Below are 1,586 nucleotides of genomic sequence, written 5' to 3' on the forward strand. Positions count from 1 at the left end.
CTATAAATCTCAAGGCTTATGGAGAACGATTTGCAAGCTAACACTGAAACGTTAATGCAAATATGTACGGATACGTTAGTCCGGAATTTACGCCTATGGAGAGTACAAGAACTTGTGAGTAGATAGATATTTATATCATCAAAAGCATACTCGTTGAAATAGGAATGAAACATGGAAGTTTATAACTTTTTATAAGTTTTCAGTAACGGTAGAATGATGATAGAATTTCAGTGTGATTATGCAGAAGGCGCCCATCCGAAGATTCTGGAGCGCCTGGTTGAGACAAACATGGATCAAACCCCAGGGTATGGTCTGGATCCTTATTGTGACGAGGCAAGACGTTTGATCCGTAAGGCCTGTGGCCGCGAAGATATTGATGTGCAGTTTTTGGTCGGAGGAACACAGACCAATACGACCATTATCTGCACTGCTCTTCGGCCATATCAGGGGGTGCTGACAGCAGCAAGCGGCCATATCAATGTTCATGAATCGGGAGCGATTGAGGCAACAGGACATAAAGTGCTGGCTCTGCCTTGCGATCATGCGGGAAAGATAACAGCTGAACAGATTAAAGCAGCCTATGAAGCACATATGAATGATGGCAGCTCAGAGCATATGGTTCAGCCGGGAATGGTATATATTTCCAATCCTACTGAGAACGGAACGATTTATTATAAGCAGGAACTGGAAGCAATCAGTCATGTCTGCCATGAATGCGGTATGCCATTATTCCTGGATGGCGCCCGCCTCGGTTATGGTCTGATGGCAGCAGATAATGATGTAACATTGGAAGACATTGCGAGATTGTGTGATGTTTTCTATATCGGCGGTACAAAAGTCGGTGCGTTGTTTGGTGAGGCTGTCGTGATAACGAATCCTGCCATTAGTAAAGACTTCCGCTATATGATCAAACAGCGCGGCGGCATGCTGGCAAAAGGACGGCTTCTTGGTATTCAGTTCCAGACGCTTTTTGAGGATGGACTTTACTGGCAGATTTCCAGACATGCCATTGATATGGCTATGAAACTCAAAAAAGCATTCCAGGCGTGCGGTTATGGCTTTTATGTGGAGAATTCAACAAATCAGCAGCTGCCTGTTTTGCCGGATGCTGTTCTTGAAAAATTAGCCGGGAAGTACAGTTATTCTTTCTGGGAGAAAACAGATGAGAGCCATAGTGCCGTGCGATTCTGCACAAGCTGGGCTACAAAGGAAGAAAATGTGGATGCCTTGATTGCGGATCTCAACCAAATCAGATCACAGATGATGTAAAGTTAATGTAAAATCTGCAAAGCACAGATGGCTTTGTAATAATTTTGAAATAATTTAGAAATACACTTGAAATAGGCGCCCGAAAATGCTATAATTATGCACAGATGGGTTTTTATATACGATATATCGTGGAGGAACCCTATTATTATTGAGATTGAAACAGCGTTTTGGAAGGAGTATTTCATGAAACACGGTTTAAAGAGATTTACCAGATGTGTTCTGGTTGCAGCGCTCAGCGTTTCACTTGCAGTTCCGACAATGGCGGCAACGAAGGCAGAAGTCCAGAGCCAGATAGAGAATTTGAAGAACCAGCAGAG

General features: G+C 43.4%; 1 protein-coding gene. It reads left to right on the forward strand.

Going from position 1 to position 1,586, the window contains the following annotated elements; genetic code table 11:
- The first annotated feature begins 216 nt into the window (after positions 1-216).
- On the forward strand, positions 217-1,269 hold the full coding sequence (locus tag WMO25_RS17850) for a threonine aldolase family protein (RefSeq protein ID WP_349086555.1): 1,053 nt from the start codon (positions 217-219) through the stop codon (positions 1,267-1,269).
- The last annotated feature ends 317 nt before the right edge of the window (positions 1,270-1,586 follow it).

It is taken from the genome of Coprococcus intestinihominis (genome assembly GCF_040096555.1).
Classification (GTDB): domain Bacteria; phylum Bacillota; class Clostridia; order Lachnospirales; family Lachnospiraceae; genus Coprococcus_A; species Coprococcus_A intestinihominis.

Coding starts and splice junctions, on each gene's coding strand:
- WMO25_RS17850 (WP_349086555.1), top strand. CDS start 217: ATGATAGAATTTCAGTGTGATTATGCAGAAGGCGCCCATCCGAAGATT.